Consider the following 25,136-nt stretch of genomic DNA (forward strand, 5'->3'; position numbering starts at 1 on the left):
CCCCCCGCCCCCCCCCCCGGGCCCCCCCCCCCGCCTTTTTATCCTTTGGGCCGGTCAGCCGCTGATCAGCCGGCCGGACACATAACAGCGGTGGGTGTACAGCATGAGGGAGAGGGTGAGATCACTGGGCTCCGTTCTGGGCCGGCTGGCGGCACAGACATCACACATCCCCAACAGCTCTGCCAGCCGCCGCGTCATATCCCTGGAATAGGCGGAACAGTACAGGTGCAGGGCGGCCTCGATGGAGTCGGGCGTCCGCAGGATGTCCAGGCCCACCTCATAGATCTGGGACAGCTCCCGGGCCAGGGCGGCGAAGCGCCTGCCCTTCTCCTCCCGCCCCGGGATGGGCTCATAAGTCCGCTCCTCCCTCATGCGGCGCAGAAATTCGGTCAGCTTCGCCTCTGCCGCCTGCCTGTCCCCCCGGACCTTGATGCGCTCCCCCTCCTCCTGGGCCGAAGGATAGCGCACAGAATACAGGATCGTCTTATCTTCCATAATTGACATTCTCTTATCCCATCCTTTGGTTGACGTAGCTTAAAATATACTCTTATTTATATCACAATACCCCTCTTCCGTCCAGCTACATGGACTATTTTCTCTAAATCAAGCCATATAATACATAGCATAGGTGGCTAGATGAAAAGGAAGGGGGGATAACGCTTGCAATTGAACGAGGCAGTCAGTAAAAGATTGATAGAACTGCTGGACGAGTATGATATGACACAGTATCAATTATATAAGAAAAGCGGAGTCCCCAAATCCACCATCAACAATTTAGTAAGTTGCACCTATCCATCTATGAAATTACGAATCATCCATGAACTCTGCCAGGGATTTGAAATTGACCTGAGCGAATTTTTCTCCTCCCCACTTTTCTCAGAATCTAACCTAGAGCCCTAACACTCCGACTTGCGAATATGCATCGGAGTGTTATTTTTATAAATTTTTTAGTCTATTATTTCAGTCAAGCTATCTAAGTCTCTTGTAAAGACAGGCGGTGCAAAACTGGCGTAAGAGGCAAGTCCCTCCCCTACCAAAGGGCAGAAGCCACATGGTAAGGGCGCACACATTGACGAGCGTACTGATGCCGGTCATAAGATCCCTCCCATGCGGCCCCAGACCGGCAGGGCCGGGGCTGTGACCTGACTACTATACCCAATTTCGACGAAAAAAGGAAGCGGCATATGGAAGGAGGCGCGGAACCGCAGGGGCTGTGGGAGGGGGGAACAAAATTTTTGTTGCATTTGGCGCGGGGATGCACTATAATGAGTTTGGACAACTGAATCGAATGTCTTCAGGGCGGGGTGAGATCCCCCACTGGCGGTACAGTCCGCGACCGGGCGCAGCAATGCGCCCGCTGACCCGGTGAAACTCCGGGACCAACGGTTAAAGTCCGGATGGAAGAAGATGTGTGTCAAAACAATGTCGTGCGCCGTCAGGCGCGCGGTCCTGCGCACCTCCTTTATTGTTTTACACCTGGAAGACATGGGCTTTCAGGTGTACCAAAACAAAAAGGAGTGTTTTTTATGTCCGCACCTTCCGCAGTCCAGACCCCCTCCCGTCCCAAGATGGACACCAAGACCATGGTGAGCATCGCCATGCTCACCGGCATCGCCTACATCGTGATGCTCCTGTCCAAGCTGATGCCCAGCGTCATGTTTTTGGACTTCGACTTCAAGGACGTGGTGGTCTGCATCGGCGGCTTCACCTTCGGCCCCTTCGCCGCCGCCATCATCTCTATCCTGGTGGCCTTCATCGAGATGCTCACCATCAGCCACACCGGCCCCATTGGCTTTATCATGAATGTCCTGGCCACCTGCGCCTTCTCCTGCACCGCCTGCTTCATCTACAAGAAGGTCCATTCCAAGAAGGGCGCGGTCCTGGGCCTGGCCTGCGGCGTGGCGTGCCTGGTCGCGGTGATGCTGCTGTGGAACTACCTCATCACCCCCCTGTATATGACCGGCTATTCCCGGGCCGACGTGGCCGGGCTGCTGCCCACTCTGTTCCTCCCCTTCAATCTGGCCAAGGGCGGGATGAACATGGCGGCCACCCTGCTGCTCTACCCCCCGGTGGTGTCCGCCATGCGGAGAGCCGGAGTGGTGCCCTCCTCTCAGAGCACCCAGGAGAAGCGGATCAACGCCGGATTCGTGCTGTTTGCCCTGTCCCTGCTGGCCACCTTCGTGGTCTTTGCCCTGGTGCTGGCGGGCGTGATCTGAATCAAACAAGAAAAACGGCGGACCGCCAGACGGTCCGCCGTTTTTCCATACAATGGGGACGCTACCGGGCCCGGAGCTCCCAGAAGGCAACAGCACTGGCCGCCGCCACGTTCAGGGAGTCCACCCCCCGGGCCATGGGGATGCACACGGTGAAGTCGCACTGGGCGATGGTCCGGAGGGCCAGGCCGTCCCCCTCTGTCCCCAGGAGGATGGCCAGCTTCTCCGCCGCGCGGAGCCGGGGGTCCTCGATGCTGAGGGCGGTGCTGTCCAGGGCCATGGCCGCAGTCTGGAAGCCCAGCTCCTTCAGCCTCTCCAGCCCCGGCTGGGGCCACTGGGATGCGTCGGTGCCCAGAAAAGTCCAGGGGATCTGGAACAGGGTGCCCATGCTGACCCGCACCGCCCGGCGGCTGAGGGGGTCACAGCAGGTGGGGGTCACCAGCACGGCGTCCATATGCAGGGCAGCGGCGGAGCGGAAGATAGCCCCCACATTGGTGGGGTCCACGATGCCCTCCAGCACCGCCACCCGGCTGGCCCGGGCGCACAGCTCCTCCACAGAGGGGAGCCTGGGCCGGCGCATGGCGCACAGGATGCCCCGGGTCAGCTCATAGCCGGTCAGCCCGGCCAGAACCGCACGGTCCCCGGTGTAGACCGGCACCTGGCCGCACCGCTCTACGAGGTCTCGGCCCTGTCCCTCCAGCTGCCTGCGCTCCATCAGCAGGGAGAGGGGGACGCAGCCCGCGTCCAGGGCATGTCCGATCACCTTAGGGCTTTCCGCAATAAAAATACCTTTTTCCGGCTCCCGCCGGCTGCGCAGCTGAGCCTGTGTCAGCCGGGCGTACACGTCCAGCTCCGGCGCGTCCAGGTCTGTCACCTCAATGATATCACACATAGGATCTCCCCAAAACTCAATATATCTTAATTATACAGAACAGGAACGGAATCCGCAAGAAGCCAGCAGAAAGAGAGCTGCTCCGTCCCCTTCTGCTGTATTTTTTGAAGCAGCGGAAAAAAACGCATTTTCAGGAAGAAAATTGATGACAAATGTTATTTTTTTTAAATAGGGGACGATATAATAAATAAAACATGGGAGAAACAGATCAGTTGCCATGGGGGTCTGTATGGATCATCGATAGCAGCACGAGGGGAGAAGAAAAAATTGTTCAAAAAATTGAAGCTCACGACAAAATTGACTCTGGTCATCAGCGCGGTCGTGATGGTGGTATTCGCGGTCCTCATCACCATAACTGTCGTTACGTCCAGGGCCAGCATTTACACGGGGATCTCCGGCGAGCTTGCCTCAATCGCGGAGTTCAACGGCGGGGAGATCCAGAGCGGGTTTGACACAGTGGAGCGGGCGGCCCTGGGCATCCAGGACTACATAGGACGACTTTACAGCGGCCAGGTCACGGAAGAAGGCGACGCTGACCTGCAGCAGAGCACGCTTTATCCAGGGAGAGCTCTGACGTCCGCCGCCTATAATCTGGAACAATTTGTCGTAGAGACCGCCCGAAATACAGTGAAAAACACCCCCGAGATCAAGATGCTCGGCGTTATGTTTGAGCCCTACCAGCTTCAGAGCGATATGGAAGAATACGGATTTTACGTCACCATGGATACAGCGGATACTTCCATTCATATCTATGACGCCTACGAGGGATATGCGAAAGAGGACTCCTACCGCATTCCCGCTGGAGAGGGACATCCCTACATCTCCCAGCCCTATCAGGATGGAGATGGCATGGTGGTGGCCTATGGCACGCCTATCACCTACGGGGGACGGGTCGTAGGTGTGGTGATCACCAGTGTGGACCTGGGCGCCTTTTCTTCTGTAAAAACCACAAGTACGAATTATGATTCCATGTGGGCCACCCTGTTCAATCAGGATGGGATCATTGTCTGGAACAGTAAAAGTGCGGAGTCCACCGGGCTCAATCTGTCTGATATGGTGCCAGACCCTGACCGGCTGGAGGAGCTGAGGTCCCTGATGGCCCAGGGAACTGCTTTTCAGGCGGAGATACCCGCTGAGAAAGGAAAAAATATCTCCTGCTTTTTTAACCCACTTCAGGCCGGGGAGGAGACTTGGTGGTCTATGACCGCCCTCTACACCGCCGATGCGGAGAGCACCCTGGCCCAGACGACGCGCCTGCTCCTGCTCCTCTCCCTGGCGAGCCTTTTGCTGATCCTGGCCGTTGTGATCGTAGTTCTCCGGCAAATGCTGCGGCCTGTCCAGAGGGTGGCCAGGGCCGCAGATGAGATCGCCAGCGGTAACTTGGAGATCCAGTTGGATGTCAGCCGTCATGATGAGATCGGACTGCTCGCCGGTTCCTTCCAGACGATGACAGAAAACCTGAGGGCGATCATTCAGGATATCGACTATATGCTGGATGAAATGAGCGTGGGAAATTTCTGCATCAATACCCGGGAGGAAGCGCGCTATGTCGGGGAGTACGGGCGTATCCTGGATTCGATACGGCGTATCAACCGGACACTCAGCCACACATTGAGGCAGATCGATGGCGCGGCCAATCATGTCTTTTCTGGGTCAGAGCAGGCATCTGTAGGCGCTCAGTCTATGGCGCAGGGCGCCACGGAGCAGGCATCCGCCATTCAGGAACTGGCGGCCACGGCCTCTGACATTTTGGAGCATGTACAAAGCAATGCGGAGCATGCGCGGAATGTCAGCGAAAAGGCGGTGACGGTGGGCCGTGAAATCGTGGACAGCAACCAGAAGATGCAGGAGTCGCTGTCCGCAATGACGGAGATCCGGCGCAGCTCCGGCGAAATCGGAAATATCATCAAGACGATCGAGGACATTGCCTTCCAGACTAACATTTTGGCCCTGAATGCAGCGGTGGAGGCTGCCAGAGCCGGCACTGCCGGGAAGGGATTTGCCGTGGTGGCAGAAGAAGTACGAAATTTGGCGCAGAAGTCCTCTGCTGCATCCCAGGACACAGCAGAGCTGATCCAAAGGTCTCTGTCAGCGATCCAACAGGGCACAACCAGTATGAATGAGACGGCGGAATATATGCAGAGGGTAGTCCAGAGCGCACAGGAGATCACAGAGACGATCCAGCAGATATCCGAGGCGTCCGATCAGCAGGCTGAGGCTCTGGCTCAGATCACCCAGGGCGTGGACCAGATATCCAGTGTGGTCCAAACGAATTCCGCCACAGCAGAGCAGAGCGCCGCAGCAAGCCAGGAGATGGCGAACCAGTCCCGAATCCTGAAAGAGCTGACCGCAAAGTTTCAGTTGAGGGATATAGAGGATGAGGTGGACAATGTAACAGGGGCAGAAGCACAGCACGGACGAGCCTGACCAGGGAGAGGGTCGTGTCGTTATGCAGCGCATGCGCTCCTTATAAATGCTGATCTATCTATAAGAAACCGCCCGGCGGAAAGTTCCGCCGGGCGGCTGTGCATAAAACGGGATGAGATCAGCGCTTTTTGCTGAAAATACGCTCCAGGATGTCCCAGTCGTCGTCGCTGACCACGGCCTTCTCCTGGGCGGGGGCAGGCTCCTCCACAGGGGCGGCCGGCTCTCCCGCCTTCTTCTCCTCCACCTTGGCCCCTGCCTGGGTGAAGGGCTTGCTGGGCATGGAGCTCTCCACCTCGTCAAAGCCGGTGGCAATGACAGTGACCCGCAGCTCGTCCTCCAAGGTGTCGTCGAAGGCGGCGCCGAAGATGATGTTGGCCTCGGGGTGGGCGGCCTCCTGTACCAGGTTGGCGGCGGTCTCCACCTCCTCCAGGCCGATATCCATGGAACCGGTGACGTTGATGAGCACGCCCTTGGCGCCGTTGATGGAGGTCTCCAGCAGGGGGCTGGAGATGGCCATCCGGGCGGCCTCCTCCGCCTTGTTCTTGCCCGCGGCGCGGCCCACGCCCATGTGGGCCCGGCCGGCGTCCTTCATGACAGCGGACACGTCAGCAAAGTCCAGGTTGATGAATCCGGTATTCTTGATCAGGTCCGAGATGGACTGGACGGCCTGCTGAAGCACGTCGTCAGCGATCTCGAAAGCGTTGACCATGGTGATCTTCTGATCGGTGGCCAGCTTCAGCCGCTCATTGGGGATGATGACCAGGGAGTCCACCTTGTTGCGCAGCTCCGTAATGCCCCCCTCCGCCTGCTTCATGCGGCGCATACCCTCGAAGCGGAAGGGCTTGGTGACCACGCCTACGGTGAGCACACCCAGTTCCTTGGCGATGTCGGCTACAATGGGAGCCGCTCCCGTACCGGTGCCGCCGCCCATGCCGGCGGTGATGAACACCATATCCGCGTCCTCCAGGGCCTTGGAGATCTGCGTGCGGTTCTCCTCTGCGGACTTGCGGCCCACTTCGGGGTCAGAGCCCGCCCCCTGGCCATTGGTCAGCTTTTCGCCGATCTGGATCTTATAGGTTGCGCTGGATACGGCCAGCGCCTGCTTGTCCGTATTCACCGCGATGAAATCCACGCCCTTGGTCCCCGTCTTTACCATCCGGTTGACCACGTTGTTTCCGCCGCCGCCGACACCCACTACTTTGATATTTACCACACTGTCGGGACCCATATCCAATCCGAAGGCCATTGATCGCTCCTCCTATGTAAAAAACTAGGGGCCCCACGATCTGACATGTTGTGGGGGAAGCCCTATCGCAGTCTATATTTTGTTACATTGTATCGCTCTTTTTCAGACAGGTCAAGAGAAAACAGGGATTTTTCGCAAACTTTCCAGTAATTCTCTTCATCCGGGGCTGAAGACCACATCATAGTCCTGTCGGGTCAGGTCCATTGTCCCGGTCTCATAGCTCTCCCGCTTCTCCACCACCGCCTCCAGTGCCCGCAGCTTGTGAATAAAATCGCCGCTGATGGGCAGCTTCACATCGAACCGGCCGTCGTAGCGCAGGAGGATCTCCGTCCCCGCAGACAGGTCGATGGAGGACACCTTCTCCAGGGTCCCCCGCTCCTCCAGGGCAGCGAGCAGGGCCATCAGGCCCTGGCGCCGTGTCTCCTCCGCCTGAGGCACCGCCATCTGGGTCCCTGCCTGGGGGGAGAGGACGGTCAGGCCAGTGACGGTCAGCGCTGTGCTGTCCTCCGGAGCGGGTTCCAGCAGACGGCCGCCCACGCTGATGAGCCAAGCTTCCCCGGCCGCCGTCCCGGTCTCTTCGGGCAATTCAGTGTCCTCTGCCTCCTCCGCCGCTGGTGCCTCTGCCGTTGAAGTCCCGCTGGAGGGCAGGATGCTGGCCACCGCGTCCCACTCCCGGATCTCGATGGCAATGGTGCTGGGCAGGTGCCGGACGATGGTCAGCTCCTCCACATAGGGCAGCTTTCGCCGGATATCCTCTGAGATCTGCCCCTTGTTCAGCCGGAATAGGTTGTCGCCCAGCTGGATGCCGGACGCCTCTTCCACCTCCTGGGCGGTGTAGCGGCTGTTCCCAGCGATCAGGATGTGCTCCACCTGGAAGAAGACGGTGGCCCCGAAGGTCAGGGCAGCCACCAGTGCCGCTCCGGCCAGCAGCTTGAACAGCAGGCTGAAGCGGCCCCGGTTTCTCCTTCTCCCTCGTTTGCTTCTGGATGACATGGGTCTCTCCGTTCCTCCGGGCCCTCCGCAGCGGGTGCCCGGCCTTCTCTTACAAAATCGTGGTGATCTCCGCCCCCAGGGCGCGCAGGGCGGTATCCAGTCCGTCATAGCCCCGCCGGATGTACTTCAGCCCCGAGATTCGGGAGGTCCCCTCCGCCCCCAAGGCGGCCACTACCAGCGCAGCGCCGCCCCGCAGGTCACAGCCCCGGACGCGTGCCCCGTGGAGCCTGCGCCCGTTGACCACTGCCACCCGGCCGGCTACCTGGATGTCAGCCCCCATACGGGACAGCTCATCTACGTGGTGGTAACGGCTGGAGAAGATGTTCTCCACAAACATAGTGCTCCCAGTCCCGCCGGCCAGGGCGGCCATGAGGATGGCCTGGGCATCGGTGGGGAAGCCCGGGTGGGGGGCGGTGCGCACTGGGCGGATAGCCCTCAAGGGGCTGTAGCAGGTCAGACGGATCTCCCCCGCCCCGGTCTCCACCCGGCAGCCCGCCTCCTGGAGTGCGCAGAGCACCGCTGTCAGGTGGTCCGGGTCCACTCCCGTGGTCACGATCTCGCCCCCCGCGGCTCCTACTGCGCACAGATAGGTGGCAGCGGCAATTCGGTCTCCGATCACGGTATGTTCCGCGGGGTGGAGGGGCAGTCCGCCCTCTATGGAGATGACCGGCGTCCCCGCCCCCTCCACCTGTGCACCCATGGCCCTCAGGAACTCCTGAAGGTCTACGATCTCCGGCTCCTGGGCGGCCCCCACCAGAGTGGTCCGGCCAGGACAGCCACAGGCGGCCAGCAGGATGTTCTCTGTGGCCCCCACGCTGGGCAGGGAGAGGCACAGCTCCCGCCCCCGCATCTCCTTTCCCCGCCGGCACAGGAGGCTGCCCCCCTCCTCCCGGATCTCCGCCCCCAGCTGGCGCAGCGCGCCCAGATGGAGGTCGATGGGCCGCGGGCCCAGTTCGCAGCCCCCAGGGTAGGACAGCTCCACCTCCCCCATCCGGGTCAGCAGCGCCCCCAGGAAGATCACAGAGGACCGCAGCTCCCCCATCAGGGAAGCGGGGATCACCGTCCCATCCAGCTCCCTCGCGTCCAGCGCGACGGTGTCCCCCTCCCTGCTCACCCCGCAGCCCAGCAGGCGCAGGATGTCCAGGGTAGCGGTCACGTCGGACAGGTCCGGACAGTTGTGGATCATGCTCTCTCCGGGGGCCAGCAGGGCGGCGGCCAGGATGGGCAGCACACTGTTCTTGGCCCCTTGAACAGCGAGCCGCCCCCGCAGGGGGTTTCCGCCGTTGATTTGATAACAGCTCATGGAATGGCCTCCAATCCTTATGGATTCAGGTCATTCTATGGAAAAAAGAAGATCTTGGTTACTTCATCAGGGCCCGGAGGGTCCAGTAGATCTTCTCCCCTGCGTCGGGCACCGCCATAGCCGTCAGTGCCCGGACCATGTCATCCCGGCGGCGGCGGTCCCGCAGCAGATGGTCCGCTGCGTCATAGAGGGTGTTCTCCACACAGTCCCGCTCCAGCAGCAGCACCGCGGCCCCCTGGTCGGCCAGCACCCGGGCGTTCTTCTCCTGGTGGTTGGCGGTGACGTTGGGGGAGGGGACCAGAATAGAGGGCTTGGCGATGGCGGTGAGCTCCGAGATGGTGGAGGCACCCGCTCGACACAGCACCACATCGGCGGCGGCCATCACCAGGGGCATATCATAGATGTACTCCCGAACCTCGATGCCCGTGCCCTCCAGAGCCAGGCCCCGGCGGCCGATCTCCTCCTGCATCCAGCCATAGTCCCGCCCGGCCCCGTGGATGTGGTGGAAGGGGGCTCCGTCATAGCATTCACGGGCAATGAACTCGCTCATCTTCCGGTTCATCACCTCCGCCCCCAGGGAACCCCAGTAGGACAGCAGAAGAGGCCGCTCATCGGTCAACCCCAGCTTTTCCCTGGCCTCCTGCCGGGTATAGCGGAAAAAGTCGCCCCGCACCGGGGTTCCGGTGACCACCACCTTCTCCGGGTGGTCATAGTGGCTCCGGCTCTCCTCAAAGCCCACCATCACCCGGTCCACCACCTTGGACAATCCCTTGGTGGTCAGGCCGGGCACGGCGTTGGACTCGTGGATGGCTGTGGGGATGTGCCGCCGGGCGGCCTCCTTCACTACGGGGTAGGAGGCGTAGCCCCCGGTGCCCACCACCAGATCCGGCTGAAATTCGTCCAGGATGCGGGCCGCCTGCTGCTTGGATCGGACCATGTTCCGCACCGTGCCCAGGTTGTGGGCGATATCCGCCGGCGCGAAGGAGCGGTGAAAATTGGTGATGGTCACCGAGCGGATCTCATAGCCCTCTTTGGGGACCAGGTGGTTTTCCATCCCGCCATCCGCTCCCACGAACAGGACCTTGCAGTCCGGGTTCCGCTCCTGGAAGATCCGGGCCAGCGCCACCGCCGGATTGACATGTCCCGCCGTGCCGCCGCAGGTAAAAAGGATATTCATGGTATCACTCCACTCTCTCGTTTAGGCCGAAGGCGCGCGCTCCGACGGGGCTGCCCCGCCGCCTGTCTTCCTCCGGATCAGTCATTTTTGGGTGCCGGGATCTGTCTGGATATGCTCAATACGATCCCCATCTCCGCCAGCTGGATCATCAGCGCTGTTCCTCCGTAGCTGAAGAAGGGGAGGGAGATTCCGGTATTGGGGATCAGATTGGTGACCACGCCCACGTTCAGGAAAACTTGGACCGCCAGCAGGGTGATAATGCCCACGATGGTCAGTGCTCCGAATTTGTCCCGTGCGTGGAGTGCCAGCCAGTACCCCCGCATGATCAGCAGGGAGAACAGGAGCAGCACCACCACCGCCCCGATGAATCCCAGCTCTTCCGCCACGATGGGGAATACAAAGTCGTTTTCCGGCTCGGGGACATAGAGGAATTTCTGTCGGCTCTTGCCCAGCCCCAGGCCCAGCAGGCCGCCGGAGCCGATGGCCAGCAGGGACTGCACCGTCTGAAAGCCGTCCCCCTGCCGCTGGGCCCATGGGTCCAGCCACAGATTGATGCGGGCCGTCATATAGGGGGTCTGGGTGATGATGAACCACATGGCTCCCGCCACCAGGGTCCCGCCGGCGGCGAACCAGCCCAGGCTGATCCCGGCGGCGAAGAGGACCGAGGCCCCCCCCGCCAGCACCAGGATGGTGCCCGACATGTGGGGCTCCATCAGCATCAGCAGGGCGATCACCATCAGGATGGCCCCATAGGGCACCAGCTCCAGAAAGCCGATGCGGTCCAGCCGCTCCAGCGTCCGGCCGGTGAGGGTGCGGCGGCTCCACTTCTTCTTTTTCTCTGTGTCCCGCTTGGACAGGCGGGTGGCAAAAAACAGGATCACCGCCACCTTGGCCACCTCCGAGGGCTGGAACTGGATAGGGCCGATGCGCACCCAGCGCTTCACCTCATTGAGCTCCACTCCCAGGGGACTGAGGGCCAGCACCAGCAGGAGGATAGCGGCCACGATGCCAGGTACGGACAGCAGTCGGAAAGTCTGGTAGTTGATCTTGGAGACAAGGAACATGACCACTACCCCAGCCGCGGCATAGACCGCCTGGTTTTTGATATATACCAGCGGGTCGCCGTCGTTGTAATAGGCCGTGGCAAAGGAGGCGGAGAACATCATGATGAGTCCCACGCCCAATAGAAGCATGGTCAGCATGAGAAAGGGCAGATCCAGCGGCCCCCGGGCCAGCTGTTCCTCCACCGTGAGGTCGCGCTTTGGTTTTCGGGCCACGAGGACCACCCCCTGTTCTGAGATACTGTGACAGTGACCCGCCGGAGAGAAAAGCGCTCCGCCCCGCCCGTCACATGGGATATCGGTTCATGACGCCCAGGAAGGCCAGCACGCAGAGGACCAGGGTGGCGCCGGAGAAAACGCAGAACAGCTTGGTCTCGCTCCAGCCCCCCAGCTCCAGGTGGTGATGAAGGGGCGCCATCCGGAAAAAGCGTTTGCCGTGGGTCGCTTTGAAGTAGATCACCTGGATGATATCAGAGAGAGTCTCCAGCACATAGATCAGTCCCACCAGAGGGATGACCAGGGGGACGTCCAGGGCAAAGGCCAGACCGCACACCGCCCCCCCCAGGAACAGGGAGCCGGTGTCCCCCATGAACACCTTGGCTGGATGGAAGTTATAGATCAGAAAGGCGGACAGGCCGCCCGCCAGGGCCGCAGACACCACCGTCAGGTCGCTGCGGTTGAACCAGGCAGACACCGCCACATAGAAGAGGGCGACGGGGATGGTGACCCCGGTGGCCAGCCCGTCGATGCCGTCCGTCAGGTTCACTGCGTTGACGGTAGCCACCATGACGAAGGCGGCGAAGATCATATAGACCACCCATGGCATGGCCAGCTCCACATTAAAAAAGGGGATGTACAGACTCGGGGTCAGATATCCGTAGTTGCGCAGCAGCACGGTGAACGCCACCGCCGCCGCCAGCTGGAGGAGAAATTTCTGCAGGGCCGTCAGCCCCTCGTTGGCGTGATGGCGCAGCTTTTGAAAGTCATCCACAAAGCCAATGGCTCCAAACACCAGAGCGAAGAGGTACACGAAGAGATAGATAAAGTTCCCCCGCTGGATCTCTTCCCAGCCCGCGGTCACAATGGCCACCCCGATCCCCAGGATAAACATCAGTCCGCCCATGGTGGGCGTTCCCTGCTTGGACATGTGCCAGGTGGGTCCGTCCTCCCGGATGCTCTGCCCCGCTTTCCACTTGCGCAGCAGGGGGACCAAGATCTGTCCCGCAATAAAGGTCACTCCAAAGGCCACGATAAAGCTGAGAATATATGACATAGCTGCCACCCTCCAGGCATTCTTTCTCTTGGGTATCACACACAGGTCTGTGCTCAATGGCGTATTATTTTACCACATACGCAGGGACTTTTCCACCGTTTTCTGTCCCCTGTCCCTGCTTTTTTCCCGCGCCTTCCCGCTGGCCGCGGAAATAGCCGGCCACGACTTCCCGCTCGTCCAGGTGGTACTGGACGCCGTTGATCTCCTGATAGGTCTCATGCCCCTTTCCAGCCAGCACGACCACGTCCCCCGGGCGCGCCTGGGACAGGGCCCAGCAGATGGCCTCCGGACGGTCGGGCTCCACGTGGCACTGGGTGTCCATCCCCTCCATGCCCGGCAGGATATCCTCGATGATATCCTCCGGCCCCTCGGTGCGTGGGTTGTCAGAGGTGACCACCACCAGGTCAGCCAGCTCGGCGGCCACTGCCCCCATGAGGGGGCGCTTGCCCCGGTCCCGGTCTCCGCCGCAGCCGAACACACAGATCAGCCGGCCCGCAGTGAAGTCCCGGGCGGTGGTAAGGATGTTCTCCAGGGCATCCGGCGTGTGGGCATAGTCGATGATGACGGTGTAGGCCGTGGGGACAGGCACCACCTCCACCCGGCCCTTCACCCCCCGCACCGCACGCAGGGGGGCGGCCGCCTTGTCCAGCGGGATGTCCAGGCAGAGCCCGCATGCCAGCGCCGCCAGGGCGTTGTAGATGGTAAAGCCGCCGGGGATGGGCAGATGGACCCGGGTGATCTGCCCCCGGGCCACCGCCTCGAACTCCACGTGGCCGGGAAAGAGGCGGATGTTCTTAGCGGTCAGGTCCGCCGTATCCTTGTTCTCAGAGTAGGTCAGGGAGGGGCAGGCGATCCGCTCCCGGTACCACCGGCCCGCCTCGTCGTCCAGGTTGAGCACCGCACGCTCCGACTGGCGGAACAGCCTCCCCTTAGCCCGCCGGTAGGCCTCCATGGTCCCGTGGTAGTCCAGATGGTCCTGGGTCAGGTTGGTGAACACCCCCGCCTGGAAGGTCAGTCCCTCCACCCGGCTCTGGGCCAGGGCGTGGGAGGAGACCTCCATCACCACATGGGTGCATCCCGCGTCTGCCATGCGCCGCAGCAGCGCCTGGAGCTCATAGGGCTCCGGTGTAGTGCGGTGGGCGGGCAGCTCCAGGGCGCCGATCAGGTTTCGGTTGGTGCCGATCAGGCCCACACGGGTCTTCAGCGCCCCTTCCAGCATGGCCTTGATAAGATAGGTGGTGGTGGTCTTCCCGTTGGTGCCGGTGACCCCGATCAGGGTCATCTCCTCCCCCGGGTATCCGAACCAAGCGGCGGACACCCGGGCCAGGGCGGCCCTGGGGTCTGGAGTGGAGAGCCAGCTCCCTGTCCGGGGCGGCTCCCGGCACAGGATGGCGGCGGCGCCCTTTTCCAGCGCCTGGGCCACATACCGGTGTCCGTCTGTCTTGGACCCTGAGAGCGTCACAAACAGGGCGCCCGGCTCCAGGGTCCGGCTGTCATACGATATGGAATTTATTTCCATATTCAGGTCGGCGTTGCCCCCCGTGAGGGGGACGCCGGCGAGCAGATCTCGCAGCTTCATGGTGTCACCCCTCAAGGGTGGGTTTCATTTTCTTTAAGAGGTGCGAAATAAGGAAAGACCGCCGCAAAAAATCAGGTCTTTCTCCGCCTGTGTCTTCTTATCCGTCGTAGAGGTATCCGTCTTCCACCTGAGGTGTGCTGAACGTGACGTCTACGATGGTGCCGATGGCCGCAGTCTCTCCGCCGGCCACGCTCTGGCCCTGAGCCTTGCTGGAGGAGCCCAGATAGGTGGCCGCTCCTGCTGCCCGCATGAAGAACCCGGCGGACTCCAGCTTAGAGCGGGCCGCTGCGAAGCTCATCCCGGTGACGTCGGGCACGGTGCCCGTCTCCTCCGGCTCTGCGCCGCCCAGATAGAGGATCACAGTGCTCTCACCGGGGATGACGGAGCCGGCCGCGGGCACCTGGGCGGTGACTGTCTCGCCCTCACCCACGGTGCGGGAGTCCAGCCCCTTCTTTTCCAGGGCAGCCTCCGCGTCGGCGGGGGTCATCCCGGTGACCTTGGGAGTCTGGAGGTCGGCCAGGGCCGCCTCGTCGGCGGTGTACTCCTTCTCCACTCCCAGATAGTCCAGGATCTCGCCGATCAGCTTGCCCGCCATGGGGGCACCCATGTTGCCGCCGCTGATCCAGGTGCCGGTGGTGCCGATGCTGCTCCCCTCCGCGGACCGGGCTGGGGTGTTGTAGGCCAGCAGGACCAGGATCTGGGGGTCGTCGGCGGGGGCGAAGCCCATGAAGGACACCACCACCTCGCCGGGGACGGTGGTCTCCGAGGTGCCCGTCTTGCCGCCGATGGTGTAGCCCGCCTGGCGGGCATTCTTGCCGGTGCCCTTCTCGGCCATCACCACGCTGGTGAGGATCTCCCGGCACTTGTCGCTGGTCTCCTGGCTGACCACCTGCCGCACCACGGTGGGCTCCGTGTTCTCCACCACCGTGCCGTCGGCGGCCGTCACCGTTTGGACCACATAGGGCTGGAGCAGCTTGCCGCCGTTGATGGTAGCGGCGAAAGCTGTGATCATCTGGATGGGGGTGACGGTGAATCGCTGGCCGAAGGAGCCTACCGCCAGGTCCACGCCGGTCATCGTGTTCAGGGGCCAGACCGTACTCACGCCCTCCCCGTTCAGATCGATATTGGTGGGCTCTGTCAGACCGAAGGCTTGGAAATATTCATAAAACTTCTCGATGCCCAGCCGCTGGCCGATCTGCATAAAGGCCGGGTTGCAGGAGTTCTGCACCGCCTCCGCCAGGGTCTGGGTGCCGTGGCCCGGCGCCTTTTTGGAGCAGCTGATAGGCTTTGGCCAGCCCTCCACCATGTAATAACCGGGGCAGTAGAAGGTATCGCTCTCTGACACCGCGCCTTCCTCCAGTGCTGCGGCCAGCACCAGGGCCTTGAAGGTGGAGCCCGGCTCGTAGGTGTCGTTCACCGCCTGGCTCCTCCACTGCTTGTTCTGGGCCGTGCCTGTGGCGGCGTTCACCGCCTCCTGGTAGATCTCCTCGTCGGTCTTGCCCTCCGCCTTTTCGCCCTGCCGCTTCTCCAGCTCGGCCTGCACATCAGCCTCCACCTGGGCCCGCAGGCTCTCATCCCGGATGGTCCCGTACTGGTTGGGGTCGTAGTCCGGGGAGCTGGCCATGGCCAGCACTGCCCCGGTCTGGGGGTCCAGCACGACGCACCAGCCGCCCCGCTGGACGTCATAGGCCTTGATTCCCTCCTCCAGGATGCGCTCGGCATAGGACTGGATGGTGGTGTCGATGGTCAGGGTCAGATCGCAGCCGTCCTCTGCGTCCACGTACTCGGAGTAGCTGTCGTACATCTCCACGCCGGTGCCGGTGCGGGTGGTGACCACCCGGCCCACCGTGCCCTCCAGCACATCGTTGTAGATGGCCTCTACACCGTAGGCGCCTCCCTCGCTGTTGCAGAAGCCCAGCACATGGGCCGCCAAGTCGCCGTAGGGGTAATACCGCTTGGTGGTGGGGGTGAGGTACAGGAAATGAGACAGCTTGTTTTCCGTGATAAAGGCGCGCAGCTGTTCCGCCTGCTCCTTCTCGATGTTGGTCTTCAGGACCTCATACTGGGAGTAGGTCCGCTCCAATCGGTCCGCCAGAGCCTCCCGGTCCAGGTCCAGCACGGCCAGCACGCCGTCCAGCACCAGGTCCTTCTTGGCCTGGAGGGCCGCCTGATAGGCCGTCAGGTCCGCATTGCCCTCCTCATCCTTGTATTTGGACTCGTCCACGCTGGCCTCCAGGTCCCTGGGAGACAGGATCAGGTTGTAGACGGTGGCTGACATGGCCAGCACGTCTCCGCTGCTGTCGTAGATGCTCCCCCGGAAAGCAGCCACCTCCACATCCCGTGTCTGCTGCTCCACCGCCTCAGCCTGATACTCCTCATGGTGGACGATGGCGATGTTCCACAGCTGGCCGATCAGCGGGATGAACAGACCCACGCCGCACACCAGCATCAGAAAAACCGTGCGACGGAATATCTTGCGCTTGGAGCCGCTCTCCCGTCCACTGCGGCCGGTATTTCGTTCTCTGCGATCGTCCATCCTGGGGTCTCCTCCTCTGGGTCCGTTTCCCTGCTTTGCCGTGCGTTCCGCTCTGCCTTGATAATCTGAGGCGCAAGAAAAGCTCTCTTTTCTTGCGCCCCCTTGCTCCGGGCGCGGGGGGAGCCCCTTCCGCCCGGTCTATCTCTTTCGTCCACCCATGGATCACTATATGCGGCGGGTCACCGGAAATATTCGATCAGACTGGAGATGATCTCCTCCAGCCCCGCCAGCAGGCCCGGGATGCCGGTCTTGGCGTCCTCCTGCCCGTACACTACCACGCTGTCAGGCTCGGACAGATCGATATACTCCACCTGGTCACCGGTGGGCCGGATCATGGTATCTCCCACAGCCGCCTGGATCCGCTCCATGTCAAATACCTTCTCATACTCTGCGCTGAGCGTAGCGTTCTCCGTCTGGAGGGTGGTCAGTTCACTGCGCAGGGTCACCACCTGGTCAGTCAGCACGGCGTACTGGGTGTAGCTCAGCAGCAGCAGGGCGGCGAACACCCCCACTGCTAAAAAGCCGATCACTGCGAATACCGAGGCCTGCCCCGCCTCTCGGACCTGGACCTGGGTACGGGTGAGGACCCGCTCCCTGGGGCGGACCCGGGGCTTGGGACGGAGCACCTCCTCCCGCCTCGGCGCCCGGACAGCGGTGCCGTCATAGGCGGGGGCGTAGGCCACACTGCCATAGGTTCGGTATGAGCTTAGCTGACTGCGCCGGCGGGTGGCCATGGCATTCACTCCATTTCTCTTCAGTATCCTTTATAACACACATATCACAGACGACCGCAGAGTCGTTTTTTACAGCTTTTCCGCTGCCCGGAGCTTGGCGCTGCGGGCCCGGGGATTGTCCCGGACCTCCTCCTCCGAGGGCAGGATCGGCTTACGGCTCACCAACCGGATCTGGGGTTTTTTCCCGCATACGCATACCGGAAAATCGGGCGGGCAGGTACAGCCCCGGGCGAACTCCGCCAGGCCGGTCTTGACGATCCGATCCTCCAGGGAGTGGAAGGTGATAACGGCCAGCCGTCCCCCCGGATTCAGCCGGGGCACAGCCGCCTGGAGCATCCGGTCCACCGAGGCGAGCTCGTCGTTGACCGCGATGCGGATGGCCTGGAAAGACCGCTTGGCCGGGTGCTGCTTCTCTTTCAGTGCCCGGGCAGGCATGGCCTCCCGGACGATCTGCGCCAGCTCCATGGTGGTCTGGATGGGCCTGTCCTGCCGACGCCGGACGATAGCGGCGGCGATCTGGGGGGCATACCGCTCCTCTCCATACTGGTACAGGATGCGCCGCAACTCCTCCTGCGGCCACTGGTTGACCACCTCTGCGGCGGTCATCCCGCCGCTCTGGTCCATCCGCATGTCCAGGGGCGCGTCCGCCATGTAGGAGAATCCTCTCGTGCTGTCATCCAGCTGGGGCGAGGACACCCCCAGGTCAAAGAGCATCCCATCCGCGCCGGACAGGGACAGCTCGTTCAAGATCCTATCGATCTGGTCGAAATTGCTGTGGACCAGGTTCACCCGGTCCCGCCATTGGGCCAGCCGCTCCTCCGCCGCCTCCAGGGCGGCCTGGTCCCGGTCCACGCAGATCAGCCGTCCGGTGGTCAGCCGCCGGGCGATCTCCCGGCTGTGTCCTGCCCGGCCCAGGGTCCCGTCCAGATAGACACCCTCCGGGCGGATGTTCAGCGCCTGGATGCACTCATTCAGCAGCACCGGGCGGTGGGTAAAGGTCTCACTCATTTCGTCAGAACCCCAGTGCGGCCAGACAGGCCTTCATCTTCTCCGGGGTCATCTCCTCCTCTTCCCGGGCATTCCAAGTCTCAGCGCTCCAGATCTCGGCCCGGTCGTTGACGCCGATGATGACGGCGTCCTTCTCCAAGCCCGCGTATTTTCTCAGCTTCTGGGGGATGACGATGCGGCCCTGGCTGTCCAGCTCGCATTTCGAGGCGTTGGCAAACAGGGGGCGCATGGCGGCCGACTGGCTCATGGGCAGGGAAGCAAATTTTTCTGTAAAGCGGTTCCAGGTCTCCTGGGGGTAGATGGCCAGACACTCGTCCACCCCCATGGCCAGGTAGAAGGTCACGCCCAGCTCCTCACGGAGCTTGGCAGGGATAAAGAGACGGCCCTTGGCATCGATGCTGTGTTCATAGGTGCCGGTCATCGCTCTCCCTCCCCACTTTGATGGATCTCAGCGGGATTTTACTCCACTTTGCCCCACTCTGCCTTTTAGTATAAAAGCACTTTACATAAAATGCAAGACTTTTTTTCAATTCGGCACAGAAAAAAACCGCTGATTTTTCAGAAAATCAGCGGTTTTTCGGCACGGAAACTGTGTTTCCGCCGCCCGATTTTGGTTTACATCTTTTGACCCATGCAAGGCGTTGTATAGACCGGTTTTCAGCGCACAATATGTGGCACCGCCCCTCCGTTCAGGATACACCGGGCTTTCTTTCCTTTCCGGGGCACTCTTTTATCCCCCCTCCGATCCTCCTGTCTCCAGGCGGCTCTTCAGCAGAGCGTTTACCGCCCCCGGGTCCGCCTTGCCCTTCAGCTCCTTCATCACCCGGCCCATGAGAAAACCAAGGGCCTTCTCCTTGCCCGCCCGATAATCCGCCGCAGACTGGGGATGCTCCTCCAGGACCCGGGCCACCGCGCCGGCAATGACCCTTTCGTCCCGGATCTGCTCCAGGCCGTGGACCGTCACCCACTCCTCCGGGTCCAGGTCCTCCGCGAAAATGCCCCGGAACACCTTGGATGCGGTGTTTCGGTTGATCCGTCCCGCTTGGACCATCCCGATCAGCTTGACCAGGGTGGCGGGGGTCAGCCTCATGTCCTTTGGCTCCAGCTCCTCCTCCTTCAGGCGGCGCATCATGTCCCCCAGCATCCAGTTGGCCGCCTCCTTGGCCGGCACCCCCAGGGCCGTCACCTCCTCGAAGAAGTCCACCAGGGCCTTCTGCCCGGTGATGATGCCGGCGTCGTACTCCGGCAGGCCCAGCTGGGTCTGATACCGCCGCTTCCGCTCCTCCGCCATCTCGGGCTGCTCCGCCCGCAGCCCCTCCAGGTACTCCTCCGACAGCTCCAGAGGCGGGATGTCCGGTTCTGGGAAGTAGCGGTAGTCCTGGGCGTCCTCCTTGGAGCGCATGGAGAAGGTGGCGTCCTTGTTGTCATCCCAGCGCCGGGTCTCCTGGACCACACGCCTGCCCTCCTCCAGCAGCTCCGCCTGGCGGCGGGCCTCGTAGGCGATGGCCCGGGCAATGGCCTTGAAGGAGTTCAGGTTCTTCATCTCCGTCCGGGTCCCAAGCTCCCGGGAGCCCGCCGGCCGGACGGAGAGGTTCACGTCACAGCGCAGGGAGCCCTCCTGCATCTTGCAGTCCGAGATCCCCAGATACTCCAGGATGGACTTCAGCTTCTCCAGATAGGCGATCACCTCCTCAGCGGAGCGGAAGTCGGGCTCGGTAACGATCTCGACCAGCGGCACGCCGCAGCGGTTATAGTCCGCCCGGGTCTGGTCCAGCCAGGGGTCGTGGACCAGCTTGCCCGCGTCCTCCTCCATGTGCAGCTCGTGGATGCGGACCACCTTTTCCCCCGCCGCCGTGGCGATGCTCACACGCCCGTTCCGGGCAATGGGGAGGTAGAGCTGGGACACTTGGTACGCCTTGGGCAGGTCGGGATAGAAGTAGTTTTTCCGGTCGAACCGGCTGCGCCGGGTGATCTCGCAGTTCAGCGCCAGCCCGGCACGGCAGGCGTACTCCACCACCTTTCGGTTCACCATGGGCAGGGTCCCCGGCATTCCAGTGCAGATGGGGCAGCAGTGGGTGTTGGGCTCTCCCCCGAACCGGGTGGTGCAGGAGCAGAATATCTTGGTGCGGGTGGCCAGCTCCGCGTGGGTCTCCAGCCCGATCACAGTTTCCCAGGTCATGTCATCCAACCTCCTTTTCCGCCGGAGCCCGCGTATGCCAGTCTGTCTCCAGCTGGAAGGCGTGGGCGGCGTTCAGCACGTTCTTCTCCCCCAGCGGAGGGCCGATGAGCTGGGCGCCCACTGGCAGCCCCGTCTCGTCAAAGCCGCAGGGCATAGACAGCCCCGGCAGCCCCGCCAGGTTCACCGGCACGGTGTCGATGTCGCTCAGGTACATCCGCAAGGGGTCGGACAGGCTCTCCCCCAGCCGGGGGGCCGCGGCAGGAGCGGTGGGAGTGAGCATCACATCACACTGACAGAATGCCTCGTCGAAGGCCCTCTTGATCATCCCCTTTGCTCGCAGAGCCTTCAGGTAGTAGGCGTCGTAGTAGCCGGAGGAGAGCACGAAGGTGCCCAGCAGGATCCGCCGCCGGACCTCGGGGCCGAAGCCCTCGGTGCGGGTCTGCTGATACAGCTCCCGCAGGTCCCCGTACCCCTCCGCCCGCCAGCCATACTTCACCCCGTCGAACCGTGACAGGTTTGAGGACGCCTCCGCGCAGGCAATGATATAATAGGTCGGGATGACATACTCCATCATGGGGAAGGACAGAGGCACCAGCTCTGCCCCCCGGTCCCGCAGCACGTCCGCCGCCGCCAGGACGCAGGCTCGCACCGCACTGTCCAGCCCCTCCCCGAAGCACTCCCGGGGCAGCCCGATCCGCAGGCCCCTCACGTCTCCGGTCAGGGCGGCCAGCAGCCCCCCAGCAGGCACATCCAGAGAGGTGCCGTCCCTCGGGTCGCGGCCCATCACCAGGTCCAGCACGGCGGCGCAGTCGGCTGCGTCCCGGGCCAGGGGACCCATCTGGTCCAGGGAGGAGGCGTAGGCGATCAGCCCGTACCGGGACACGGTCCCGTAGGTGGGCTTGATCCCGGTGACGCCGCAGAATGCGGCTGGCTGGCGGATGGAGCCGCCGGTGTCCGACCCGATGGCGTACCAGCTGGAGCGGGCGGCCACCGCCGCCGCGGCACCGCCGGAGGAGCCGCCGGGAACCCGCTCCCGGTCCCAGGGGTTGCGCACCGGCCCCAGGAAAGAGGTCTCGCTGGTGGACCCCATGGCGAACTCGTCCATGTTCAGCTTGCCCAGGGAGACGGCCCCCGCCCCCTCCAGCCGCTCTACCAGGGTGGCATCATAAGGGGGGCGGAACCCGGCCAGGATCCGGGAGGCGCAGGTGGTGGACACCCCTCTGGTGCAGATGTTGTCCTTGAGGGCCATGGGGACCCCCGCCAGGGGGCCCGCCAGCCGCCCCGCCGCCAGCTCCTTTTCCGCCCAGGCGGCCCGCTCCAGGGCCCGCTCCGCCGTAATTTCAGTAAAGGCGTTGTCCCCCGCCGTCTCCTCAATGCGCTCCAGCGCCGCCTTCACCGCCTCCGTGGGGCTGACCTCGCCCCGCCTGATGGCCGCCCCCAGCTGGAGCGCGGTGAGTTTCATGATCTCCTGCATCGTCCTTCCCTCCTATTCCACGGCCTTGGGGACCAGGAAAGTCCCTCCGTCGGTGGCCGGCGCGTTCTTCAGCAGCTCCCCCCGGTCCATGGAGGGGGCTGTCTCATCCTCCCGCAGCACGTTCTTCAGGGGGACGATGTGGCTCATGGGCTCCGCCCCGCTGGTGTCCAGGCCGTCCAGCACATCCATATAGGAGAGGATCTGTTCCAGCTCCCCCGCCATCCGCCCGGCCTCCTCCTCCGACAGCTTCAGCCGGGAGAGGGCGGCGATATGGGCCGCCATTTCCGTTGTGATCTTCATTCTGTTTCACCTCTCTGCATGTTTTCAAACTCACGGCTCCAGGCGGCTCTGGTCCCGGGGGAACAGGCTGGCCTCCCGCACGTTCTCCAGGCCGCACAGCTTCATGGTCAGCCGCTCCAGGCCGATGCCCAGGCCGCCGTGGGGCGGCATGCCGTGCTGGTGGATGGTGAGGAAGTCCCGGAACTCCTCCGGGTGCATCCCCCGGGCCTCCATCTTGGCCACCTGGGCCTGGTAGTCGTGGACCCGCTGGCCGCCGGTGGTCACCTCCATCCCCCGGAACAGCAGGTCGAAGGACAGGGTGCAGCGGGGGTCCTCCGGGTCGTCCATGGCGTAGAAGGGGCGCTTCTTGCTGGGGTAGTGGGTGACAAAGACAAAGTCCGCTCCATACTCCTCCTGGAAATAGCGTCCGATGTTGGCCTCCTCCTCCGGCTCCAGGTCAAAGGGGTCCCGGATAGGGCGGCCATACTTCTCCGCGGCCAGCCGCTTGGCCTCATCGAACCGCACGCAGGGGATACGGTCCACCCGGGGCAGCTCCGCCTCCAGCCGCTTCAGGTCCTCGCTGTACTCCCGCGCCAGCAGCTCCATGCAGTATTTCAAAAACCCGGCCTCCACCTCCATCACATCGTAGAAGGAGTCGATGAAGCCCATCTCCAGGTCCAGGCCGGTGTACTCATTCAGGTGCCGGGGGGTGGAGTGCTTCTCCGCCCGGAAGACGGGGCCGATCTCAAAGACCCGCTGGAAGGAGCCCACCATAGTCTGCTTATAGAACTGGGGGGACTGGGCGAGAAATGCCTTGCGCCCGAAGTAGTCCAGCCGGAAGATGTTGCTGCCCCCCTCGGCCCCGGCGTGGACGATCTTGGGGGTGTGGATCTCGGTGAAGCCCTGGGCGGTGAGGTACTCCCGGAAGGCCCGGCTGATTCCCTCCTGCACCTTGAAGACGGAGCGGGTGCGCAGGCTGCGCAGCACAAGGGGCCTCAGGGACAGCTCCGTGTCCAGGTTCAGCCTCAGCCGCCGCTTGGAGACGGCCACCGGCATGGGCGCGGCGGGCCGGGACAGCACCCGCACCTCCTCCGCCGCCAGCTCCCGGCCCCCGGGGGCCCGTTCCTCCCGCCGCACCGTCCCGGTGACCACCGCGGCACACTCCTCACACAGCCCCTCCGGCAGCTCCTCCGGCCGGCACACGCACTGGACCGCCCCGTCCCGCACCCGCAGGGCAAGGAAGGTGATCCCGCCCATGGCCCGCAGGCTGTGGACCGCCCCCTTCAGGGTGACGGCCTGCCCGTCCAGCGCTCCTCCCGCGATTTCCCCGAACCCCAGGGGGACGTGCTTTGTTTCCGTGACATACTTCATGCTGATCTCATCCTTTCCTGATCGATCTTTCCGGAGGAACGCAAAAATCCCGGGCCGTATCTAAAAATGATACGACCCGGGACGGAATTTCAAATCATTCCGCGGTGCCACCCGCGTTGCTCCTCCAACAAGGAACCTCTTTCGAGCCCCGCTAACGTGGGGAATACGTGCGGCCCTCAGCCGGATCTCTCCGGTTCGAACCGCCAGCTCAGAAGTGTTGCGCAGCTCCGTCTTTCCCAACCAGGCTTTCAGTCGGTGACCCGGTCTCTCTGTTGGACGCCTTGGAGCGCGGTCTTCATCAGCGCTTTTACCATATGGATTTTTTATGGTCGGATTATACGCTTCTTCACTTTTCCCTGTCAATGGTCATTTTATACAGAATCCGTGTCCGATTTTTGGTTGCACACGAGGAAATTTTATGCTAGACTGGCACAAAGGAGGGGGCCGCGCCCCCGGACCCGGATCATTTGGAGTGAGGTTTTTCATGATGCTGAATTGGAACGAGCTGGAGGCCCAGTGCCTCTCCTGTCAGAAGTGCGCCCTGGCGGATAAACGCACCAATGTGGTGTTCGGCGTAGGCCCCCGGGACGCCGAGGTCATGTTCATCGGTGAGGGCCCCGGCGAGAACGAGGACCTTCAGGGCGAGCCCTTTGTGGGCCGGGGGGGCAAGCTGCTGGACGACATGCTGGAGCTCATCGACCTGGACCGGCATAAGAACGTCTACATTGCCAACATCGTCAAGTGCCGTCCGCCTCAGAACCGGGACCCCCTGAATACGGAGCAGGATGCCTGCATCGGCTATCTCCGCAATCAGGCGGCCCTGATCCGCCCCAAGATCATCGTATGTCTGGGCCGCATCGCCGCCATGCGCATCATCAAGGAGGATTTCAAAATCACCAAGGAGCACGGCCAGTGGTTCGAGAAGTCCGGCGTCCAGATGATGGCCCTGTTCCACCCCGCCGCCATCCTCCGGGACCCCCGGCGCAGGCCCGAGACCTTTGAGGACCTGAAAAAGCTCCAGGCCAAGATCCAGGAGCTGTGCACCCACACCTATTGAGAACGCCCCGCCGGTGGGCGCGGACTCTGCGAGGTTTTTCCAAAAGCTGGAGCGGGCGCCGGAGATCCCGGCGCCCGCTGTTTTATGTCTCTCTTTCCTGCTCTGACTCCTGCTCCTTCAGGCAGTATTCGATCATGCTGACCACCACGTTGCTGAAGCTGGTGTCGTTCTCTGCCGCAATTTTCAACACCTTGTCATGGACTTCTTTGCTCAAATAAATAGAACGGTTTACGGATTCCTTTTTCCTCTTTGTTGGTTTTATCGTAAAGGCCATTGCACTTTCTCCTCACTATTCTATGAGGAAATTATATTTTGTTCTTTTGATGTTTAATAT

22 protein-coding genes and 1 riboswitch are annotated in these 25,136 nt (G+C 62.4%); of the genes, 4 read left to right on the forward strand and 18 right to left on the reverse strand.

The genetic code is table 11. The annotated features are described in order from the left end of the window. Nucleotides 1-54: 54 nt before the first annotated feature. Nucleotides 55-495 (reverse strand): hypothetical protein, encoded by a 441-nt coding sequence (locus NE584_RS05270; RefSeq protein ID WP_050625296.1) that lies wholly within the window; start codon nt 493-495, stop codon nt 55-57. Between the two features lie 195 nt (nt 496-690). Between NE584_RS05270 and NE584_RS05275 the strand changes: the two genes are divergently transcribed. Continuing rightward, entirely contained in the window at nt 691-900 is a 210-nt protein-coding gene (locus tag NE584_RS05275) for a helix-turn-helix transcriptional regulator (RefSeq protein WP_256182128.1), read from the forward strand. A gap of 386 nt (nt 901-1,286) precedes the next feature. After that, nucleotides 1,287-1,413, forward strand: a riboswitch (FMN riboswitch). A 113-nt stretch (nt 1,414-1,526) separates the two neighbouring features. Further along, on the forward strand, nt 1,527-2,216 hold the full coding sequence (locus tag NE584_RS05280; protein WP_050625299.1) for an ECF transporter S component: 690 nt from the start codon (nt 1,527-1,529) through the stop codon (nt 2,214-2,216). Between the two features lie 61 nt (nt 2,217-2,277). On the opposite strand, the gene NE584_RS05285 is transcribed toward NE584_RS05280, so the two are convergent. Beyond that, nucleotides 2,278-3,105, reverse strand: coding sequence for an RNA methyltransferase (locus NE584_RS05285; RefSeq protein WP_256182080.1), 828 nt, complete (start codon nt 3,103-3,105; stop codon nt 2,278-2,280). Between the two features lie 267 nt (nt 3,106-3,372). Here NE584_RS05285 and NE584_RS05290 point away from each other — a divergent pair, with 267 nt between their 5' ends. Further along, the gene (locus NE584_RS05290; protein WP_256182082.1) at nt 3,373-5,532 is read left to right on the forward strand and encodes a methyl-accepting chemotaxis protein; all 2,160 of its coding nucleotides are present in this window, start codon (nt 3,373-3,375) and stop codon (nt 5,530-5,532) included. Nucleotides 5,533-5,650: 118 nt separating this feature from the next. Here the strand turns inward: NE584_RS05290 and ftsZ are convergent, their stop codons facing one another. The 15 genes from ftsZ to aspS all read right to left on the reverse strand — a co-directional run bounded on the left by ftsZ (nt 5,651) and on the right by aspS (nt 23,745). Continuing rightward, nucleotides 5,651-6,778 carry a cell division protein FtsZ gene (ftsZ, locus tag NE584_RS05295; RefSeq protein WP_050625302.1) on the reverse strand — a complete coding sequence of 376 codons (1,128 nt, stop codon included), beginning with the start codon at nt 6,776-6,778 and terminating at the stop codon, nt 5,651-5,653. 156 nt (nt 6,779-6,934) lie between these two features. Continuing rightward, nucleotides 6,935-7,771: a cell division protein FtsQ/DivIB gene (locus NE584_RS05300; protein ID WP_050625303.1), complete on the reverse strand. Its 837-nt coding sequence runs from the start codon at nt 7,769-7,771 to the stop codon at nt 6,935-6,937. A 49-nt stretch (nt 7,772-7,820) separates the two neighbouring features. Continuing rightward, nucleotides 7,821-9,074 (reverse strand): UDP-N-acetylglucosamine 1-carboxyvinyltransferase, encoded by a 1,254-nt coding sequence (gene murA / locus NE584_RS05305; RefSeq protein WP_256182087.1) that lies wholly within the window; start codon nt 9,072-9,074, stop codon nt 7,821-7,823. Nucleotides 9,075-9,132: 58 nt separating this feature from the next. Beyond that, nucleotides 9,133-10,251: a glycosyltransferase gene (locus NE584_RS05310; RefSeq protein ID WP_108979601.1), complete on the reverse strand. Its 1,119-nt coding sequence runs from the start codon at nt 10,249-10,251 to the stop codon at nt 9,133-9,135. A 77-nt stretch (nt 10,252-10,328) separates the two neighbouring features. Then, nucleotides 10,329-11,528 (reverse strand): putative lipid II flippase FtsW, encoded by a 1,200-nt coding sequence (ftsW, locus tag NE584_RS05315; RefSeq protein ID WP_242850375.1) that lies wholly within the window; start codon nt 11,526-11,528, stop codon nt 10,329-10,331. 70 nt (nt 11,529-11,598) lie between these two features. Next, a complete protein-coding gene (gene mraY, locus NE584_RS05320; protein ID WP_050625306.1) occupies nt 11,599-12,585 on the reverse strand; it encodes a phospho-N-acetylmuramoyl-pentapeptide-transferase in 987 nt (328 codons plus the stop codon). A 64-nt stretch (nt 12,586-12,649) separates the two neighbouring features. After that, a complete protein-coding gene (locus tag NE584_RS05325; RefSeq protein WP_082203634.1) occupies nt 12,650-14,164 on the reverse strand; it encodes a UDP-N-acetylmuramoyl-L-alanyl-D-glutamate--2,6-diaminopimelate ligase in 1,515 nt (504 codons plus the stop codon). A gap of 97 nt (nt 14,165-14,261) precedes the next feature. Next, nucleotides 14,262-16,700: a penicillin-binding transpeptidase domain-containing protein gene (locus tag NE584_RS05330; protein ID WP_256182088.1), complete on the reverse strand. Its 2,439-nt coding sequence runs from the start codon at nt 16,698-16,700 to the stop codon at nt 14,262-14,264. Nucleotides 16,701-16,879: 179 nt separating this feature from the next. Then, nucleotides 16,880-17,434, reverse strand: a complete 555-nt coding sequence (locus tag NE584_RS05335) for a hypothetical protein (RefSeq protein WP_256182089.1) — start codon at nt 17,432-17,434, stop codon at nt 16,880-16,882. A 69-nt stretch (nt 17,435-17,503) separates the two neighbouring features. Continuing rightward, on the reverse strand, nt 17,504-18,442 hold the full coding sequence (gene rsmH / locus NE584_RS05340; protein WP_256182090.1) for a 16S rRNA (cytosine(1402)-N(4))-methyltransferase RsmH: 939 nt from the start codon (nt 18,440-18,442) through the stop codon (nt 17,504-17,506). 4 nt (nt 18,443-18,446) lie between these two features. After that, nucleotides 18,447-18,863 carry a division/cell wall cluster transcriptional repressor MraZ gene (gene mraZ, locus NE584_RS05345; protein ID WP_050625310.1) on the reverse strand — a complete coding sequence of 139 codons (417 nt, stop codon included), beginning with the start codon at nt 18,861-18,863 and terminating at the stop codon, nt 18,447-18,449. Nucleotides 18,864-19,172: 309 nt separating this feature from the next. Further along, a complete protein-coding gene (gene gatB / locus NE584_RS05350) occupies nt 19,173-20,621 on the reverse strand; it encodes an Asp-tRNA(Asn)/Glu-tRNA(Gln) amidotransferase subunit GatB (protein WP_256182091.1) in 1,449 nt (482 codons plus the stop codon). A 1-nt stretch (nt 20,622) separates the two neighbouring features. Continuing rightward, a complete protein-coding gene (gatA, locus tag NE584_RS05355; RefSeq protein WP_256182092.1) occupies nt 20,623-22,095 on the reverse strand; it encodes an Asp-tRNA(Asn)/Glu-tRNA(Gln) amidotransferase subunit GatA in 1,473 nt (490 codons plus the stop codon). Nucleotides 22,096-22,107: 12 nt separating this feature from the next. Then, on the reverse strand, nt 22,108-22,395 hold the full coding sequence (gene gatC / locus NE584_RS05360) for an Asp-tRNA(Asn)/Glu-tRNA(Gln) amidotransferase subunit GatC (protein ID WP_050625313.1): 288 nt from the start codon (nt 22,393-22,395) through the stop codon (nt 22,108-22,110). 30 nt (nt 22,396-22,425) lie between these two features. Then, on the reverse strand, nt 22,426-23,745 hold the full coding sequence (gene aspS, locus NE584_RS05365) for an aspartate--tRNA(Asn) ligase (RefSeq protein WP_256182093.1): 1,320 nt from the start codon (nt 23,743-23,745) through the stop codon (nt 22,426-22,428). A gap of 484 nt (nt 23,746-24,229) precedes the next feature. Here aspS and NE584_RS05370 point away from each other — a divergent pair, with 484 nt between their 5' ends. Beyond that, on the forward strand, nt 24,230-24,802 hold the full coding sequence (locus NE584_RS05370) for a uracil-DNA glycosylase family protein (RefSeq protein WP_367981554.1): 573 nt from the start codon (nt 24,230-24,232) through the stop codon (nt 24,800-24,802). An 82-nt stretch (nt 24,803-24,884) separates the two neighbouring features. Here NE584_RS05370 and NE584_RS05375 read toward each other — a convergent pair whose 3' ends face one another. Continuing rightward, the gene (locus NE584_RS05375) at nt 24,885-25,076 is read right to left on the reverse strand and encodes a hypothetical protein (protein ID WP_050625315.1); all 192 of its coding nucleotides are present in this window, start codon (nt 25,074-25,076) and stop codon (nt 24,885-24,887) included. Between the last annotated feature and the right edge of the window lie 60 nt (nt 25,077-25,136).

Source organism: Clostridium sp. DFI.5.61, from assembly GCF_024462915.1.
Classification (GTDB): Bacteria; Bacillota; Clostridia; order Oscillospirales; family Oscillospiraceae; genus Lawsonibacter; species Lawsonibacter asaccharolyticus.

What these genes read in the sequence shown, in the direction of transcription:
- NE584_RS05270 (WP_050625296.1), bottom strand. Translation starts at nt 495, where the DNA reads ATGGAAGATAAGACGATCCTGTATTCTGTGCGCTATCCTTCGGCCCAG.
- NE584_RS05280 (WP_050625299.1), top strand. Translation starts at nt 1,527, where the DNA reads ATGTCCGCACCTTCCGCAGTCCAGACCCCCTCCCGTCCCAAGATGGAC.
- NE584_RS05285 (WP_256182080.1), bottom strand. Translation starts at nt 3,105, where the DNA reads ATGTGTGATATCATTGAGGTGACAGACCTGGACGCGCCGGAGCTGGAC.
- ftsZ (WP_050625302.1), bottom strand. Translation starts at nt 6,778, where the DNA reads ATGGCCTTCGGATTGGATATGGGTCCCGACAGTGTGGTAAATATCAAA.
- NE584_RS05300 (WP_050625303.1), bottom strand. Translation starts at nt 7,771, where the DNA reads ATGTCATCCAGAAGCAAACGAGGGAGAAGGAGAAACCGGGGCCGCTTC.
- murA (WP_256182087.1), bottom strand. Translation starts at nt 9,074, where the DNA reads ATGAGCTGTTATCAAATCAACGGCGGAAACCCCCTGCGGGGGCGGCTC.
- NE584_RS05310 (WP_108979601.1), bottom strand. Translation starts at nt 10,251, where the DNA reads ATGAATATCCTTTTTACCTGCGGCGGCACGGCGGGACATGTCAATCCG.
- mraY (WP_050625306.1), bottom strand. Translation starts at nt 12,585, where the DNA reads ATGTCATATATTCTCAGCTTTATCGTGGCCTTTGGAGTGACCTTTATT.
- NE584_RS05325 (WP_082203634.1), bottom strand. Translation starts at nt 14,164, where the DNA reads ATGAAGCTGCGAGATCTGCTCGCCGGCGTCCCCCTCACGGGGGGCAAC.
- NE584_RS05330 (WP_256182088.1), bottom strand. Translation starts at nt 16,700, where the DNA reads ATGGACGATCGCAGAGAACGAAATACCGGCCGCAGTGGACGGGAGAGC.
- NE584_RS05335 (WP_256182089.1), bottom strand. Translation starts at nt 17,434, where the DNA reads ATGGCCACCCGCCGGCGCAGTCAGCTAAGCTCATACCGAACCTATGGC.
- rsmH (WP_256182090.1), bottom strand. Translation starts at nt 18,442, where the DNA reads ATGAGTGAGACCTTTACCCACCGCCCGGTGCTGCTGAATGAGTGCATC.
- mraZ (WP_050625310.1), bottom strand. Translation starts at nt 18,863, where the DNA reads ATGACCGGCACCTATGAACACAGCATCGATGCCAAGGGCCGTCTCTTT.
- gatB (WP_256182091.1), bottom strand. Translation starts at nt 20,621, where the DNA reads ATGACCTGGGAAACTGTGATCGGGCTGGAGACCCACGCGGAGCTGGCC.
- gatA (WP_256182092.1), bottom strand. Translation starts at nt 22,095, where the DNA reads ATGCAGGAGATCATGAAACTCACCGCGCTCCAGCTGGGGGCGGCCATC.
- gatC (WP_050625313.1), bottom strand. Translation starts at nt 22,395, where the DNA reads ATGAAGATCACAACGGAAATGGCGGCCCATATCGCCGCCCTCTCCCGG.
- aspS (WP_256182093.1), bottom strand. Translation starts at nt 23,745, where the DNA reads ATGAAGTATGTCACGGAAACAAAGCACGTCCCCCTGGGGTTCGGGGAA.
- NE584_RS05370 (WP_367981554.1), top strand. Translation starts at nt 24,230, where the DNA reads ATGATGCTGAATTGGAACGAGCTGGAGGCCCAGTGCCTCTCCTGTCAG.
- NE584_RS05375 (WP_050625315.1), bottom strand. Translation starts at nt 25,076, where the DNA reads ATGGCCTTTACGATAAAACCAACAAAGAGGAAAAAGGAATCCGTAAAC.